Annotated in this window: 24 protein-coding genes; 3 read left to right on the plus strand and 21 right to left on the minus strand. The window is 43.3% G+C overall.

From position 1 onward, the window contains the following. Nucleotides 1-4 precede the first annotated feature (4 nt). The 20 genes from rpsE to FTU46_RS00385 all read right to left on the minus strand — a co-directional run bounded on the left by rpsE (nt 5) and on the right by FTU46_RS00385 (nt 9,524). Complete coding sequence (gene rpsE / locus FTU46_RS00290; protein WP_004786901.1) at nt 5-502, minus strand: 30S ribosomal protein S5; 498 nt, start codon at nt 500-502, stop codon at nt 5-7. Between the two features lie 2 nt (nt 503-504). Beyond that, nucleotides 505-855 (minus strand): 50S ribosomal protein L18, encoded by a 351-nt coding sequence (gene rplR, locus FTU46_RS00295; protein WP_004281497.1) that lies wholly within the window; start codon nt 853-855, stop codon nt 505-507. Nucleotides 856-869: 14 nt separating this feature from the next. Further along, a complete protein-coding gene (gene rplF / locus FTU46_RS00300) occupies nt 870-1,403 on the minus strand; it encodes a 50S ribosomal protein L6 (protein ID WP_004786903.1) in 534 nt (177 codons plus the stop codon). Between the two features lie 13 nt (nt 1,404-1,416). Next, nucleotides 1,417-1,812 (minus strand): 30S ribosomal protein S8, encoded by a 396-nt coding sequence (gene rpsH, locus FTU46_RS00305; protein ID WP_004786905.1) that lies wholly within the window; start codon nt 1,810-1,812, stop codon nt 1,417-1,419. A 12-nt stretch (nt 1,813-1,824) separates the two neighbouring features. Continuing rightward, nucleotides 1,825-2,130, minus strand: coding sequence for a 30S ribosomal protein S14 (gene rpsN / locus FTU46_RS00310; protein ID WP_004786907.1), 306 nt, complete (start codon nt 2,128-2,130; stop codon nt 1,825-1,827). A 9-nt stretch (nt 2,131-2,139) separates the two neighbouring features. Beyond that, nucleotides 2,140-2,676, minus strand: a complete 537-nt coding sequence (gene rplE / locus FTU46_RS00315) for a 50S ribosomal protein L5 (RefSeq protein WP_004786908.1) — start codon at nt 2,674-2,676, stop codon at nt 2,140-2,142. Between the two features lie 16 nt (nt 2,677-2,692). After that, nucleotides 2,693-3,010, minus strand: a complete 318-nt coding sequence (gene rplX / locus FTU46_RS00320) for a 50S ribosomal protein L24 (RefSeq protein WP_004786911.1) — start codon at nt 3,008-3,010, stop codon at nt 2,693-2,695. 9 nt (nt 3,011-3,019) lie between these two features. Beyond that, entirely contained in the window at nt 3,020-3,388 is a 369-nt protein-coding gene (rplN, locus tag FTU46_RS00325) for a 50S ribosomal protein L14 (protein WP_001982634.1), read from the minus strand. Nucleotides 3,389-3,479: 91 nt separating this feature from the next. Continuing rightward, nucleotides 3,480-3,737 carry a 30S ribosomal protein S17 gene (gene rpsQ / locus FTU46_RS00330; RefSeq protein ID WP_004786913.1) on the minus strand — a complete coding sequence of 86 codons (258 nt, stop codon included), beginning with the start codon at nt 3,735-3,737 and terminating at the stop codon, nt 3,480-3,482. Continuing rightward, nucleotides 3,734-3,931 (minus strand): 50S ribosomal protein L29, encoded by a 198-nt coding sequence (gene rpmC, locus FTU46_RS00335; RefSeq protein ID WP_004786915.1) that lies wholly within the window; start codon nt 3,929-3,931, stop codon nt 3,734-3,736. Before rpmC ends, rpsQ begins: the two co-directional genes overlap by 4 nt. Further along, on the minus strand, nt 3,931-4,344 hold the full coding sequence (rplP, locus tag FTU46_RS00340; RefSeq protein ID WP_004786917.1) for a 50S ribosomal protein L16: 414 nt from the start codon (nt 4,342-4,344) through the stop codon (nt 3,931-3,933). The genes rpmC and rplP overlap by 1 nt, the downstream gene beginning before the upstream one ends. A gap of 3 nt (nt 4,345-4,347) precedes the next feature. Beyond that, nucleotides 4,348-5,100 (minus strand): 30S ribosomal protein S3, encoded by a 753-nt coding sequence (gene rpsC / locus FTU46_RS00345; protein ID WP_004786918.1) that lies wholly within the window; start codon nt 5,098-5,100, stop codon nt 4,348-4,350. A gap of 1 nt (nt 5,101) precedes the next feature. Continuing rightward, entirely contained in the window at nt 5,102-5,431 is a 330-nt protein-coding gene (rplV, locus tag FTU46_RS00350) for a 50S ribosomal protein L22 (protein ID WP_001982638.1), read from the minus strand. A gap of 11 nt (nt 5,432-5,442) precedes the next feature. After that, on the minus strand, nt 5,443-5,718 hold the full coding sequence (rpsS, locus tag FTU46_RS00355) for a 30S ribosomal protein S19 (protein ID WP_004673001.1): 276 nt from the start codon (nt 5,716-5,718) through the stop codon (nt 5,443-5,445). Between the two features lie 19 nt (nt 5,719-5,737). Next, complete coding sequence (gene rplB / locus FTU46_RS00360; protein ID WP_005233738.1) at nt 5,738-6,562, minus strand: 50S ribosomal protein L2; 825 nt, start codon at nt 6,560-6,562, stop codon at nt 5,738-5,740. Nucleotides 6,563-6,573: 11 nt separating this feature from the next. Continuing rightward, nucleotides 6,574-6,894 carry a 50S ribosomal protein L23 gene (gene rplW / locus FTU46_RS00365; RefSeq protein WP_004786923.1) on the minus strand — a complete coding sequence of 107 codons (321 nt, stop codon included), beginning with the start codon at nt 6,892-6,894 and terminating at the stop codon, nt 6,574-6,576. After that, nucleotides 6,891-7,493 (minus strand): 50S ribosomal protein L4, encoded by a 603-nt coding sequence (gene rplD, locus FTU46_RS00370; protein ID WP_004786925.1) that lies wholly within the window; start codon nt 7,491-7,493, stop codon nt 6,891-6,893. Before rplD ends, rplW begins: the two co-directional genes overlap by 4 nt. Nucleotides 7,494-7,504: 11 nt before the next feature. After that, nucleotides 7,505-8,143 carry a 50S ribosomal protein L3 gene (rplC, locus tag FTU46_RS00375; RefSeq protein WP_005233737.1) on the minus strand — a complete coding sequence of 213 codons (639 nt, stop codon included), beginning with the start codon at nt 8,141-8,143 and terminating at the stop codon, nt 7,505-7,507. Between the two features lie 60 nt (nt 8,144-8,203). Then, entirely contained in the window at nt 8,204-8,515 is a 312-nt protein-coding gene (gene rpsJ, locus FTU46_RS00380; protein ID WP_000070912.1) for a 30S ribosomal protein S10, read from the minus strand. A 274-nt stretch (nt 8,516-8,789) separates the two neighbouring features. Then, complete coding sequence (locus FTU46_RS00385; protein ID WP_179992772.1) at nt 8,790-9,524, minus strand: type 1 glutamine amidotransferase; 735 nt, start codon at nt 9,522-9,524, stop codon at nt 8,790-8,792. 162 nt (nt 9,525-9,686) lie between these two features. On the opposite strand from FTU46_RS00385, the gene FTU46_RS00390 reads away from it, so the two are divergent. Next, nucleotides 9,687-10,874: a PLP-dependent transferase gene (locus FTU46_RS00390; protein WP_180104121.1), complete on the plus strand. Its 1,188-nt coding sequence runs from the start codon at nt 9,687-9,689 to the stop codon at nt 10,872-10,874. A gap of 56 nt (nt 10,875-10,930) precedes the next feature. Here the strand turns inward: FTU46_RS00390 and FTU46_RS16650 are convergent, their stop codons facing one another. Further along, entirely contained in the window at nt 10,931-12,631 is a 1,701-nt protein-coding gene (locus FTU46_RS16650; RefSeq protein WP_228154820.1) for a hypothetical protein, read from the minus strand. Between the two features lie 249 nt (nt 12,632-12,880). Here FTU46_RS16650 and FTU46_RS00400 point away from each other — a divergent pair, with 249 nt between their 5' ends. Both FTU46_RS00400 and hmpA read left to right on the plus strand, forming a co-directional pair. Further along, on the plus strand, nt 12,881-14,431 hold the full coding sequence (locus FTU46_RS00400) for a helicase HerA-like domain-containing protein (protein ID WP_180104122.1): 1,551 nt from the start codon (nt 12,881-12,883) through the stop codon (nt 14,429-14,431). Between the two features lie 152 nt (nt 14,432-14,583). Beyond that, nucleotides 14,584-15,792, plus strand: coding sequence for an NO-inducible flavohemoprotein (gene hmpA / locus FTU46_RS00405; protein WP_180104123.1), 1,209 nt, complete (start codon nt 14,584-14,586; stop codon nt 15,790-15,792). The last annotated feature ends 18 nt before the right edge of the window (nt 15,793-15,810 follow it).

Consider the following 15,810-nt stretch of genomic DNA (forward strand, 5'->3'; position numbering starts at 1 on the left):
TTGATTACCCTTGAATTTGTTCTACTGTTAAACCACGTTTCGCAGCAACTTTCTCAGGAGAAGTCATATCACGCAAACCGTTAAAAGTCGCGTTTACTACGTTAGCAGCGTTTGTAGAGCCATAACATTTAGTTAATACGTTACGTACGCCAACAGCTTCTAAAACTGCACGCATCGCGCCACCAGCAATTACACCAGTACCTTCAGAAGCAGGTTGCATGTAAACGCGGCTTGCACCGTGACGAGCATTGATAGGGTGCTGAACAGTACCATCAACAAGGTCAACAGTAATCATGTTACGACGAGCAGCTTCAAGTGCTTTAGAAATAGCAGCTGGAACTTCACGCGCTTTACCACGACCAAAACCTACGCGACCATTACCATCACCCACAACAGTTAATGCTGTGAAAGAGAAGATACGACCACCCTTAACAACTTTGGCTACACGATCAACGGCAACCAGCTTTTCAACAAGACCTTCGTTTTGTTCAACTTTAGCCATGATTAGAACTCCAAGCCGTTTTCACGGGCAGCATCAGCCAAGGCTTTGATACGACCATGATATTTGAAACCAGAACGGTCAAATGCAACTTTAGTAACACCAGCTGCTTTAGCGCGTTCTGCGATTAAAGCACCTACTTTTTGAGCTGCTTCAACGTTACCAGTAGTACCCGCACGTAGAGTAGCGTCTAGAGTAGAAGCTTGCGCTAATACTTTGCCACCATCTGCTGAGATAACTTGAGCATAGATGTGACGCGGAGTGCGGTTTACACACAAACGAGTCGCACCCAATGCACGGATGTGCAAGCGTGTGCTTTTCGCACGACGCAAACGGGATTGTTTCTTTTCGTTCATAAGAACCTCGCGCCTTATTTCTTCTTAGCTTCTTTACGAAGTACAACTTCGTCAGAATAACGAACACCTTTACCTTTATAAGGCTCTGGTGGACGGTAACCACGGATATCTGCAGCGACTTGACCTAGAACTGCTTTATCAGCAGATTTAAGTACGATTTCAGTTGCAGTTGGAGTTTCAGCAGTTACACCTTCAGGAAGCGTATAGTCGATCGGGTGAGAGAAACCAAGGTTAAGGTTAACAACGTTACCTTTAACCGCAGCTTTATAACCAACACCGATAAGTTGTAACTTACGTTCGAAACCTTCGCTTACACCTTTTACAAGGTTGTTAAGCACAGCGCGAGCAGTACCAGCTTGCATCCAAGCGTCTTTAGATTCAGCTTTAGGAGCAATAACTAGAGTACCGTCTTCCTGTTTTAGCTCGACCAGCGCATGCAGGTTGAAAGACAATGTACCTTTGCTGCCTTTCACTTCGACCTGCCGGCCGTTCTGAGTAACTGTTACACCGTTAGGTACAGTTACTGGGGCTTTAGCCACACGAGACATGAGGAATCACCTATTAAGAAACAAAAGCAATAACTTCACCACCAACGCCTGCAGCACGTGCAGCGCGATCAGTCATGATGCCTTTGCTTGTAGAAACAATTGCAATACCTAAACCTTGCTTAACGCTTGGAAGTGCATCTTTACCGCGATACTGACGTAGACCTGGACGGCTTACGCGTTTCACAGTTTCGATAACTGGCTTGCCTTCAAAATATTTTAAAGTCAAAGTAAGAGTTGCTTTGCCTTCAACTTCAGCAACTTCTACGTTTGAAATATAACCTTCTTGTTGAAGTACGTTAGCAATCGCAACTTTCAACTTAGAATTAGGCATAGAAACAGTTTGTTTCTTTGCCATTTGTGCGTTACGAACACGTGTTAGCATGTCGGCAACGGTATCTTGCATACTCATTTATAGTGCTCCTTACCAGCTTGCCTTAACAACGCCAGGTACATCACCTTGCATTACTTTATCGCGTACCATGTTACGGCTTAAGCCGAACTTACGGAAGTAACCATGAGGACGACCAGTTAAACCACAACGGTTACGTAGACGTACTGGAGATGCATTACGTGGTAATGCCTGTAATTTCATCATCGCATCGAAACGTTCTTCATCTGAAGCATTTACGTTTGCAATAATTGCTTTTAATTCAGCACGTTTTGCAGCGTATTTAGCAACAGTAGCTTCGCGTTTCAATTCGCGATTAATCATACTTTTCTTAGCCATTTCGACCTCTTATTTGAACGGGAAGCCGAATGCACGCATTAGCGCACGGCCTTCGTCATCGGTGCGAGCAGTCGTAGTGATGGTAATGTCCATACCACGAATACGGTCAATCTTGTCAAAATCGATCTCAGGGAACATGATCTGTTCTTTAAGACCCATTGAGTAGTTACCACGACCATCAAATGATTTCGCAGAGAAACCACGGAAGTCACGGATACGAGGAATCGCAATCGAGATCAGACGGTCTAAGAATTCGTACATACGTTCGCCGCGTAAAGTAACTTTACAACCAATCGGCCAACCATCACGGATTTTGAAACCAGCGATAGATTTACGAGCTAACGTAAGAACTGGTTTTTGACCAGCGATAGCTTGCATATCAGAAAGAGCACCATCAAGGAGTTTCTTGTCAGCAGAAGCTGCACCAACACCCATGTTGATAGTGATTTTAGTGATGCGAGGGATCTCCATCACATTCTTAATTCCCAATTGTTCTTTTAATTGAGCTTTAAGTTCGTCGTTGTAACGTGCTTTAAGTCTGGCCATTGCCTTTTTCAACCTATTACTTCGCTACCGCCACTGATTCACCATTAGATTTGAATACGCGAGTTTTCACGCCGTCAATCGTTTGGTAACCAACACGGTCAGCCTTTTGGGTTGTAGCATTAAAAATTGCCACGTTTGAAATGTGAAGCGAAGCTTCTTGAGTTACGATGCCGCCTTCAGCGCCAGTAACACGGTTCGGCTTTTGATGCTTCTTCACCAAGTTAAGGCCTTCAACCTTAACGCGGTCATTAGAAACAGACAGAACAGTACCCTGTTTGCCTTTTTCTTTACCTGCGATCACAATTACTTGATCGCCTTTTTTAATCTTAGCCATGATCGCCTCTTATAGAACTTCAGGAGCCAATGAAATAATTTTCATGAACTGTTCAGTACGAAGTTCACGAGTCACTGGTCCGAAAATACGAGTTGCAATCGGCGCTTTGTTGTTGTTCAAAATAACAGCAGCGTTATCGTCGAAACGAATCACTGAACCGTCTGGACGACGGATACCGAATTTTGTACGTACAACTACTGCATTCATCACGTCACCTTTTTTAACACGTGCGCGTGGAATTGCTTCTTTTACAGTAACTTTAATAATGTCGCCAACAGAAGCATAACGACGATGTGAACCACCAAGTACTTTAATACATTGTACGCGGCGAGCACCACTGTTGTCTGCTACGTCGAGCATAGTTTCGGTCTGAATCATTGCCCTACTCCAAAACCGAGCATCACCGGTCACAATTTCGAAAGGCTCAAAGAGTACTCGAAATTGACCGATGATGCAACAAGAACGTTAATTACTCAGCAGCTGCTTCAACAACTTCAACTAAAGTCCATGACTTAGTTTTAGACATTGGGCGGCTTTCTTTAATGGTTACAACGTCGCCAACTTTAGCTGTGTTGTTCTCATCATGAGCATGTAATTTTGTTGAACGGCGGATTGATTTGCCATACAACGGGTGTTGAACACGGCGTTCGATAAGAACAACGATAGATTTTTCCATCTTGTCGCTTACTACTTTGCCTGTTAACGTGCGGACTGTATTTTCACTCATTGTCCGTTCCCCTGTTTTTCGGTAAGGAGGGTCTTGATACGAGCAATAGTCTTGCGAGTCAATTGCACTTCGTGCGATTTACCCAATTGACCAGTTGCTTTCGCCATACGAAGACGGAATTGGTTTAGCTGTTGCTCATCAAGCAAAGCTGTCAACTCTTCTACCGACTTTTCACGTAGATCTTTAGTTTTCATTACATTACCGTCCGAGTCACGATAGTGGTTTTAAACGGAAGTTTAGCAGCAGCAAGCGTGAACGCTTCGCGAGCTAGGTCTTCGTTAACACCATCAATTTCGTACAAGACTTTACCTGGTTTGATTTGGCAAACCCAGTATTCCACAGAACCTTTACCTTTACCCATACGCACTTCAAGTGGTTTAGAAGTAATTGGCTTGTCCGGGAATACACGGATAAAGATTTTACCACCACGTTTAATACGACGGCTAATTGTACGACGCGCTGCTTCAATTTGACGTGCAGTCATTTGACCACGTTCGATTGATTTAAGTGCGATAGTACCAAAAGATACTGAGCTACCGCGGTGAGCTAGACCAGTGTTACGGCCTTTTTGCACCTTACGGAATTTAGTACGTTTAGGTTGCAACATGGATTATTCTCCTTTTTCAGCAGAACGATCATTGCGACGACCACGACGCTCTTGACCTTCACCACGACCGCGACCACGTTTAGCTGGACGTTCTTCAGCTGGAGCTGGGTTCATGACTTGTTTCATGCCACCCAAGATCTCGCCACGGAAGATCCAAACTTTAACACCAATCGTACCGTAAGTAGTCTCAGCACGCATAGTCGCGTAGTCGATATCTGCACGAAGAGTATGTAGAGGTACACGACCTTCACGATACCATTCAGTACGAGCAATCTCAGCACCACCTAAACGGCCTGAAACTTCTACTTTGATACCTTTCGCACCAGCACGCATAGTGTTTTGAACCGCACGCTTCATAGCACGACGGAACATTACACGTTTTTCCAATTGAGAAGCGATAGCTTCAGCAACTAGACGCGCGTCTAAGTCTGGACGATCAATTTCGTTGATACTTACTTGCGCAGGAACACCCATAATAGATGTTAATTCGCGTTGTAATTTCTCAATGTCTTCGCCTTTTTTACCGATTACGATACCAGGACGAGCAGTGCTAATAGTTACTTTAGCAGCGCCTGTTGGACGTTCGATAAGAATATTGCTGATCATTGCATTCTTAAGTTTTTTAGTTAAAAACTCACGAACTTGCAAATCTTTAAGCAAGTATTCAGCGTATTGTTTCGGACTCGCATACCAGTTAGCGTTATGACGTTTCACAACACCTAGGCGGATACCGATTGGATGAACCTTCTGACCCATATCAAACCCCTACCTTAACGGTGATGTGACAAGTACGCTTAGTAATACGATCTGCACGGCCTTTAGCACGTGGCATAATACGTTTCAGGCTCATGCCTTCATCAACGTAGATCGTAGAAACTTTAAGGTCGTCTACATCTAAACTGTTATTATGTTCAGCGTTTGCAATTGCAGATTCCAACGCTTTCTTAACCAATACTGCAGCTTTTTTGTTGCTGAAGTTTAAGATGTTAAGAGCGTGCGCAACAGATTTGCCGCGGATAAGATCTGCAACCAAACGAGCTTTTTGTGCCGAGATAGCGGCACCGCGTAATTTAGCAGTTACTTCCATCATAGCACCTATTAACGTTTAGATTTCTTGTCAACACCGTGACCACGGTAGGTACGAGTCGGTGCAAATTCACCAAGCTTGTGTCCAACCATATGTTCAGAGATGATCACTGGAACATGGTTACGGCCATTGTGTACAGAAATTGTTAAACCAACAAAATCCGGGAGGATCATCGAACGACGCGACCAAGTTTTGATCGGCTTACGGTTATTAGCCGCGATAGCCGCTTCAACCTTAGCGAACAAGTGCGCATCGACGAATGGGCCTTTTTTCAGAGAACGAGGCATTGTCAGATTCCTTTACTTGTTACTTAACGCGACGGTCGCGAATAATCATCTTAGTCGTACGCTTGTTGGTACGTGTTTTGTACCCTTTAGCTTTTTGACCCCATGGGCTTACAGGTTGAATACCTTTGTTACGCCCTTCACCACCACCGTGTGGGTGATCAACTGGGTTCATCGCCATACCACGAACGGTAGGACGAACACCACGCCAGCGTGATGCACCAGCTTTACCTAGTGAGCGAAGGTTGCTTTCTGAGTTAGATACTTCACCTAACACAGCGCGGCATTCAACATGAATTTTACGCATCTCGCCTGAACGAAGACGAACGATAGCGTAGGAACCGTCACGACCCAACAACTGAACAGAAGTACCAGCTGAACGAGCTAACTGCGCGCCTTTACCGATTTTAAGTTCGATGTTGTGAAGAGTAGAACCGATAGGCATGTTGCGAAGTGGCAAGCAGTTACCTGGACGGATTGGAGCATCGTTACCAGATTGAACTGAATCACCAGCGCGTAAACCTTTAGGCGCGATGATGTAGCGACGTTCACCGTCAGCATACTTCAACAACGCAATGTGCGCAGTACGGTTTGGATCGTATTCAATACGCTCAACTACAGCTGGGATGCCGTCTTTGTTACGTTTGAAGTCGATTAAACGGTAGTGTTGTTTGTGACCGCCACCAACGTGACGAGTCGTAATGTGACCGTTGTTATTACGGCCGCCAGTACGTTTTTTAGCTTCAACTAGTGGAGCATAAGGCGCGCCTTTGTGAAGGTGATCATGAACCACTTTCTCTACAAAGCGACGTCCTGGAGACGTTGGCTTACATTTTTGAATAGGCATAGTTTTCGTCCTTATTCCGCTGCGCTTTCAGCGGCATCGCCCAAGTCAGCCATTTCAACATCTTGGCCAGCTTTCAGGGTGACGTATGCTTTTTTAACATCAGAACGACGTCCTAATGTTTTACCAAAGCGTTTAGTTTTACCTTTAGTGATCGTAGTGTTAACTTTAACAACTTCTACACCAAACAATTGTTCCACTGCTTTTTTGATTTCAAGCTTGTTTGCATCAAGTGCAACTTTGAATACTTGAACACCAGCAGTTTCACCTAAAACTTGTGCTTTTTCTGAGAAAACAGGTCCTTGCAGGACTTGATATAAACGTTCGTTGTTCATCCGAGTTCTACCTCAATTTTCTTAGCAGCAGCTACAGACATAACAACTTTATCGAACGCGATCAAGCTAACAGGATCGATTGCAGTCGCATCAACCACATCAACGTGTGGAAGGTTACGAGCAGCTAGATACAAGTTCTCATCAACAGCATCAGTAACGATCAATGCACGAGTAGCATTCAAGTCGTTAAGTTTTGCAAGCAATTCTTTAGTTTTTGGAGCTGCAACAGCAAACTCTTCAACTAGAACTAAGCGATCTTGACGAACAAGTTCAGCCAGGATGCATTGCATAGCACCGCGGTACATTTTACGGTTTACTTTTTGAGACCAGTCTTGTGGACGAGCAGCAAAAGTTTTACCACCGCCAACCCAGATTGGGCTACGAATAGAACCAGCACGAGCGCGGCCAGTACCTTTTTGACGGAATGGTTTTTTACCACCGCCAGAAACGTCTGCACGTGATTTCTGAGCTTTAGAACCTTGACGACCACCAGCTAAGTAAGCTGTAACAACTTGGTGTACAAGAGCTTCATTAAATTCACGACCGAACGCAACTTCTGATAATTCAACAGCAGAGCCGGAAACAGTATTTAAATTCACGTTATTTCCCCTCAGGCCTTGATCGTAGGACGAACAGTTACGTCGCCACCAGTAGCGCCAGGAATCGCACCTTTAACTACTAGAACTGAACGTTCTGCGTCGATAGATACAATTTCAAGACCCTGTACAGTTACGCGTTCAGCACCTAAATGGCCAGCCATTTTTTTGCCTTTAAACACGCGACCAGGAGTCTGGTTTTGACCTGTAGAACCTAGAACACGGTGAGAAACAGAGTTACCGTGAGTAGCGTCTTGAGTACGGAAGTTCCAACGCTTAACACCACCTTGGAAACCTTTACCTTTAGACTGACCAGTTACGTCAACGATTTGACCCACTGTGAACAGATCTACACCGATAGTAGCGCCAACTTCACGACCTTCAAGCTCAGCTTCTGAAACGCGGAATTCTTGAACCAGACGACCAGCAGCAACACCAGCTTTCGCGAAGTGACCTTTCTGAGCGTTAGTTACGCGAGATTCGCGACGTTCACCAGTAGTGATTTGAATCGCTTGATAACCATCAGTTTCAAGCGTTTTGATTTGAGTGATGCGGTTAGGATCAACCTCAATCACTGTAACAGGCACAGAAACACCAGCATCTGTAAAGATACGTGTCATACCGCACTTGCGACCGACTAAACCAATAGCCATGTGCATAAACCTCTAAAAAAGCGGCCTAATTAACTTAGAGCGTTAATTAACCCGAAAGCCTTAACCCAATGCGATCTGAACATCAACACCAGCTGCAAGATCTAACTTCATCAATGCATCTACAGTTTTGTCTGTAGGTTGAACGATGTCGATCAAACGTTTGTAAGTGCGGATCTCGTATTGGTCACGCGCATCTTTGTTAACGTGTGGTGATGTTAAAACGTTAAAACGTTCAATGCGTGTAGGCATTGGAATTGGACCACAAACTTGTGCGCCAGTACGTTTTGCTGTTTCTACGATTTCTTGAGCTGATTGATCAATAAGACGGTGATCAAAAGACTTAAGACGGATACGAATTCTCTGGTTAGACATACCAGTTAACTCCAAGCCAAATATATAAAGAATCACTCTTGACGCATCTCACCCCACTATTTTAAGGCAAGTGTCAAGAGCAGTGAAATATCACTAAGGTCGTGATCGATGCCACGACTGTAACGATAGTTAACTACTTTCTTCGCAGTTAACCCCCTTCCTCTCGAAGGGTCGCTTATTATAGCCATTGTTTATTGCATAAGCAAATCCCTTTTACGGTTTTTCTTGCTGTATTTCAATTTATTCGGGAAATCAATTGTTTATTTTTTACTCACTAGGCTGTTTTTTCCAAAACATACTGAATAGCTTGATTTAGTATTTGATTTCCTTGGATAAAATTATTTTTGGTTGTTCTTTTCAGTTGTTGTATGTCCTGTACATATTTTCCAGAAAATTGTGAAATTTCTTCTTCATTTTCCAAAAACAGCTTTAAAGTTTCCGGGGTGATTTCCGGATGAAACTGGAACCCCAAGACATTCTTGCCGAGTTGATACATCTGATTACGACAGGCTTCATTTTCTGCCAGATGAATTGCCCCTTTAGGTAGTTCAAAGGTTTCACTATGCCACTGCATAATTTCAAACTGTTCAGGTAAAATAAAACAATCCTCGGGTACATGCGCGACTTTGCGTACCGTGGTCCAGCCTAACTCCTGCTCCTGGTTACGGCTGACGGCCGCACCCAAGGCATTGGCAATCAGCTGCCCACCTAAACATAGGCCAATCGCCGGTTTGCCTTGAGAAAGATAACGGCGTAACCAGCGTTTTTCGATCTTGAGCCATGGATAATTTGCCTCATCATTGACACTCATGGTGCCTCCCATGATGATCAGCAAATCAACTTCTTCAACTGCTGGTAAAGCTTCTATATCGAGTGGACGATCGACGGGTAAAGCAAAGAATTCAGTCGCAGTAATTTGCGCCTGATGCTGCTTTAAAAAATCAATACAACTACCAAAACCCTCGCCAGCAATATGCTGAAAATAATGTACTTTTAACTGCGACTTCATGCGCCTAAACCTTTTGTTGTAGCTCTCTGATTTTAGGTTTTGCAAAAATGAAGCCAACTTTTTAGCAATGTCAATTTTTTCAACATTTCACAACATAACTGGCAGCAATAATGAGATTCTCTTAAGCTAAAGCAATATTTGATTACATTTAAGAGCATTCACGTGAAAAAAAATCCTCAAACAGCGCTGGTTCATGCACCACGAAAGGCCCCGCAATACATTTCCAGTATTCAACCTCCCCTGTTTCGTGCATCAACCATTATCTTTAACAACACCGATGCCCTATTTAATCGCCATTGGACCGATGACTATGACTATAGCTATGGCACGCATGGTACACCGACGACATTTACCTTAGGCGATAGCATTGCCCAGATCGAAGGTGGTCAATATTGTTTGCTGGCACCGAGTGGTTTATCCGCGATTAATCTCGTGAATTCTTGTTTTTTAAGCCAGGGCGATGAAGTGTGGGTTGCAGATAATATCTATAGTCCAAACATGGAACATCTACGCAATCTGGAAACCCGCTATGGTATTCAGGTCAAAGTCTATAATGCGATAGATGCGGATACTTTTCAGCCCTCGGAAAAAGCCAAACTACTTTGGCTTGAAGCGGCGGGTTCCGTGACTTTAGAATTTCCCGATTTAAGTCGCTTGGTCAAGAAAGCTCAAGCTAACAACATTCTCACTGTGCTGGATAATACCTGGGGTGCAGGTCTTGCCTTTAATGCTTTTGATTTTGGCAATGAACACTTAAGTGTCGATATGACCGTGCATGCCCTGACTAAATATCCAAGTGGTGGCGGTGATATCCTGATGGGTTCAGTGGTTACGCGCAATAAAGAACTGCACCACAAGTTGTTCCGTGCGCATGCCATTCAGGGTATTTCAGTATCAGGTGATGATGTCGCTCAGGTACAACGAAGTCTGGCATCGATGCAACTCCGATATGAACATCAATCACAAAGCTGCTTAACTTTATTAGACTGGCTCAAACAGCAACCAGAATTTGTTCAGGTCTTACATCCGGCTGATACTGACAATGCTGGCCATAAAAACTGGAAAGAAATTTGCAAGCAAGGACACAGTGCCGGAGTGGTCAGCGTGATTTTTGACAATAACTACAAGTTGCAAGATATTCGCAATTTCTGTGACAGCTTAAAACTGTTTAAGCTTGGCTTTAGCTGGGGTGGTCCTGTCAGTCTGGTCATGCTATATAACTTAAAAGAAATGCGTGTGCTTGAACATTCACATTTGAAAGAGGGTTTTCTGGTCCGTTTCTGTATTGGGCTAGAACATCCGGAAGATCTGATTCAGGATATTAAACAGGCTTTAAAAGTCTTAGCTTAAATATAGACATAAAAAAATTGGGCAAATTGCCCAATTTTTTACATTATCGTTTCGCTTTACTTAAAGTAATCATAGCTTACAGAAACAGTCTCTCCTGCTTTTGGTAAAGCCGTTCCATAAAATACTAAGCTTACTCCAGAATTACTATAAACTAGATCAAAGCCTTGTCGATGTGTTGTATCACGCCCAACATTCTGACCATTTACTGTCACCTTAACAGTTGAAGGTACTGGTACCTGTTTTAAACTAAACTGACTTGCAAGACCAGTTGCTACACGGATAATGTCATCAAATACCACATTCCAGCTTGTAGCATCAGCACAAATTGAAGCAGAAGCCCCACCAGTCAAACGTGCAATCTCTTTAAAGTGCCCTCCTCCTTCAGCAGATCCTCCTTGACCATTACATTCAAATCCTAATGTACTCCAAGAAGTTGTAGGATCTGCAAAAGTTGGACGGATATGATCAGATGTACCCACAATCGAAAAGTAGGTAGTGTTTGTAGACAAGAAATAATTTTTATAATCATTAAAATCTCGTCGTGTATAGTTACTATATACAGGACTGTACTGCCAATATGTTTCATTTTCAGGCTCATCTGAAACAAACACTACTAAATTTTTCACATTTGGACGATCAAAACCAGTCAAATCTGCTTCACGAACGCAGTAAAAACCTGTTTCAGTAGCTGAATCATAAGTTCCAGGTTGAGCCAAGGTAGCCCACTCTTGCTCTGCATCTGGTGTATTTCTATCAATAAAATTAGTCGTTTTATCTTTTAAAGTTCTAAGCGACTTACATGCATACGCATCCTGCGTATTCACTGCTAAACGATAATCTACACCTGCTTGATTCAATGATTTAAAGAACTGTGCAGCACCATTAGCCAAGTTACGCTGTTCTTCAGACATTGAACCTGAAGAATCAATATTCCATAAAATGTCAACCGCATTTGCAGATTGTGTTGTTTGAGTAAAAGTTTCTTTTGCTGTAGCCACTTCAATAACCGCATTGCTACTTAAAGCACTAGCAATATTCAAATCACCATATACTTGGTTAACTTGATCACTATTACTCGCTACGTAAGTATTTCCCCAAATATAACCTGATTGGTTTGCAAGCCAAAAAGATAAATTGAGACGTAATTTTTTATCACTTGCTTGTACGGCTACAGGAGTAGTAACAGATGAATTTGAATTTAATACAGATAACAACAGGTCACGAACTTTAGTCAGTTCATTGGCATTAGAAAAATCAATATCCAAGATTACATTAACCACTTCACCTTGAGCATTCGTAGATACACGATTAGTTAAAATATTGACTTTTGCATTTTGCTGGATAAGAGCATTAGTAAATGCAGCTAAATAGAATTTACTAAATTCATCTAAATTTTGATTTAATACAACTGATCTCACTTTCGCTTGATTCTGTGCCGATGAAGCAGTTAAATCAACCTGTGAAGCAAATCCAGCTGCTTTTGTCACATTATCATCTAACAATAAAACAGTCCGACCTGATGTTAATGCTGTCTCTGTAAAATATTTAGGATTCACTTCACCAAAAACTGCAATATTTGCCTTTTCACTTACTACAGTTGCAACATCTTGAATAGTAGTAAGCGTTTCGCCTGGCTGTTCTGGTGGAACTGGATCAGTAGGCTTTGTAGATATTGAGCTATCTGAATCACCACCACATGCCGTTAAAAATACAGATGTTCCCACTAACATTGCTAATAATTGTTTGTTAAGTTTCATTTACACCCTCTAACCGTTTTCAAACTATTTAATAAAAGCTATTAAATTAAAATTTTATTTTTCATAATGTTATTAAAAATAAAATGAATGGTGAATATTACAAAAAATGAATACAATTTCAACAATAAAGTCAAAATACCCTAACATGTAACACAATAAACCAAAAAAGAGACTTAAATCACAAATCCCTGCATAAGGGAAATTTAAGTATTCCAAAAGACAAAAATTTATATAGAGGTTTTCAAGTTAATGAATACACCGATCATTATTGCTAAAAAAACCAGTGATACCACGCAAGATATTGTGCTGCATTCACAGCTTGCCAACCGTCACGGACTGATTGCCGGCGCGACCGGAACCGGCAAAACGGTAACCTTAAAAGTTTTGGCAGAAAGCTTTTCTCGCATTGGTGTACCCGTGTTCCTTGCCGATGCCAAGGGAGATGTTTCCAGCCTGGCCAAGCCAGGCGAAAGTAATCCTAAGTTTGATGAACGTATTAAAAGCCTGAATATTGACTCAATTCCTTTTGAAGCTTCGCCGGTCGTATTCTGGGATCTGTTTGGTGAACAAGGCCATCCGATCCGTACTACGATTTCCGAAATTGGACCACTCCTCCTTGCCCGTATCCTAAACCTGAATGACACACAAGAAGGAGTACTGTCCGCCGTCTTTCGGATTGCTGATGATCAGGGCCTGCTACTGATCGACTTTAAAGACCTGAAAGCCATGCTGAGTTATGTCAGCGAACATACTGCAGACTTTAAAGCGGAATATGGCAATCTATCGCCTGCCAGCCTCGGTGCGATTCAACGCAATTTATTGGCACTTGCGGATCAAGGCGGGGATAAATTCTTTGGCGAGCCAGCACTAGACCTGATGGATTTCCTGCAAACGGATAGCCAAGGCCGCGGCAATATCAATTTGCTGGCTGCCGACAAGCTGATGAATACACCGAAGTTGTACGCCACTTTCCTGCTATGGATGCTGTCAGAGTTATTTGAACAGTTACCAGAAGTGGGTGATCTGGACAAACCGAAACTGGTGTTCTTCTTTGATGAAGCCCACCTACTCTTTGATAATGCCAGCCCTGCCCTGCAAGAAAAAATTGAGCAGGTGGTGCGTCTAATTCGCTCGAAAGGTGTAGGGATTTATTTTGTCACGCAAAATCCACTGGATTTACCTGAAAGTGTCTTAGGCCAGCTCGGCAATCGGGTTCAACATGCTTTGCGGGCTTTCACTCCCAAAGATCAAAAAGCAGTGAAAACCGCAGCAGAGACTTTCCGTGCCAATCCAGAATTTAAAGTACAGGAAGCGATTACTGAACTTGCTGTAGGTGAAGCGCTGATTAGCTGTCTGGATGAAAAAGGGACTCCACAGATTGTTGAACGTGGCTGGATCATGCCACCACATTCTTCTTTTAGCCCGATTACACCAGAAGAACGTAAAGCACTGATGCAGCAAAGCATTGTCGCTGGTATTTATGAGCAGGAAGTTGACCGTGACAGTGCGCATGAGATGCTGCAGCAAAAAGTACTGGAACTTCAGCAGCAGGCTCAGGCCGCCGAACTTGCCAAGCAACAGGCCAAAGAACAGGAAGCTCTGGCTAAACAGCAAGCCAAGGAACAGGAACGTTTGGCACGTGAACAGCAAAAAGAAGCTGAGCGTGCAGCCAAGCAACGTGAAAAACTGACTCAGGATATTGTGGGTACCTTTGCCAAAAGTGCAGCACGTAGTCTTGGTGGTAGTACCGGACAGAAAATTGTGCGTGGTCTATTAGGTTCCCTCTTCGGGCGCAAATAACCTTCCTTTCTCCGATCGAAAACATCATTTTTATGGGATATTTTTATATCCCATAATTTTTTTATGGTTTTATGCTTTTACTATATTGTAAAAGCATTTTATAAGATGTATTCTAAATACATCTTATAAATAACAGCCATGAGAGATCAGCTATGACTCCACAGCAAATTGACCTTGTAAAAGCCACTGTTCCTGTACTTCGTGAAAATGGGGTTGCCCTGACCGGTTATTTCTATAACCGCATGCTAGGCAATAATCCTGATTTGAAAGAAACCTTTAACATGGGACATCAACGCAGTGGAGCTCAAGCACAAGCCTTGGCAGGTGCGGTTCTGGCTTATGCTGAAAATATCGAAGATCCATCTGTGCTGTTACCCGTGGTTGAGCTGATCGCACATAAACACGTGAGCTTAAACATTAAGGCACCGGATTACGGTATTGTTGGGGAAAACCTGTTGCATTCGATCAGTGAAGTGCTGAACATTTCGATGGATGATCCATTGATTAATGCTTGGGCTGCAGCGTACGGTCAACTGGCGGATCTGTTCATTGCAACTGAAAAAGCGATTTACGACCAGCATGAACAGACTAAAGGCAGCTGGTTAGGCTGGCGCAACTTCAAGATTGCCAAGAAAGTCGTGGAAAGTGACGAAATCACTTCTTTCTACCTGGCTCCAGTCGACGGCGGTCCATTACCGAAATATGAAGCTGGCCAATATATCTCTGTACGTGTGTTTGTACCTGAGTTAAATCTGAGACAACCACGCCAATATACCCTGTCGACTTGCCCACAAGCAGACTACCTGCGTATCTCGGTGAAACGTGAAGACCAGAAAGGCGACATGGTTCCAGGTTGGGTATCGAATACTTTACATAGCCTGCCAGAAGGTTCAGAAATTGAAGTCTCTGCACCGACAGGTAACTTCTACCTGATTGATCCGAATAAACGTAATGTGTTCATCAGTGGCGGTGTAGGTCTAACTCCAATGGTGGCCATGCTAAACCAGCTGGTGACTCTGGACATGCCACAACCTGTGACTTTCATCCATGCCTGCCGTAGCAAACAGGTTCATGCGATGAAACAGCATATTCATGACCTGAAAGCCAAATATCCACGTTTAAGCACAATGACTGCTTATGAATTCCCGCACCCAAGCGATAAACTGGGCGAGGATTATGATGTTGCCGGTCGACTGGACTTAAGCACTGTAGATAGCGCATTATTACCAGCCAATGCAGACTACTATCTCTGTGGCCCAATGCCATTTATGGCTGAACAGCAAAAGGCGCTTGTCGCTCGCGGAATTCCTGCTGAGAACATTCATAGCGAAGCCTTTGGCACAGGTGGTGTACGCCACTAACTGCTTCTTCAGCTTAAA

The organism is Acinetobacter sp. YH12108 (genome assembly GCF_013419055.1).
Classification (GTDB): domain Bacteria; phylum Pseudomonadota; class Gammaproteobacteria; order Pseudomonadales; family Moraxellaceae; genus Acinetobacter.